Raw genomic sequence first — 281 nt, 5'->3', positions numbered from 1 at the left:
AGGCCTCCCGGACCGGGGAGGAGATCCGGGCCGGGCTGCTGCACATCTGGTCCGTGATGGAAGCCTGTGTGCAGACCAGCCTGAAACGCGAGGGGGTGTTGCCGGGCGGGTTGAAGGTCCGCCGCCGCGCCCCTGGCTGGTTCGACCGGCTGAAAAAGGAATGCGCCCGCCCCGGCGACGACAGCCAAGGCCTGGATTTCGCGGACTGGGAGTTCCATGACCCGAGGTACTGGCAGGAGTGGGTGAACCTGGTGGCGTTGGCGGTGAACGAGGAGAACGCC

The 281-nt window shown here is 67.6% G+C and carries 1 protein-coding gene; it reads left to right on the top strand.

Going from position 1 to position 281, the window contains the following annotated elements:
* Nucleotides 1-281, top strand: a 281-nt coding sequence (locus ACYSM9_RS21950) for an L-serine ammonia-lyase, iron-sulfur-dependent, subunit alpha (protein WP_461859055.1), incomplete at both ends; no start/stop codon positions are given.

The sequence above is a fragment of the Arthrobacter sp. C152 genome (assembly GCF_054890965.1).
Note: the sequence above shows the minus strand (reverse complement) of the source record. Positions and strands in the feature narration are given on the sequence as shown.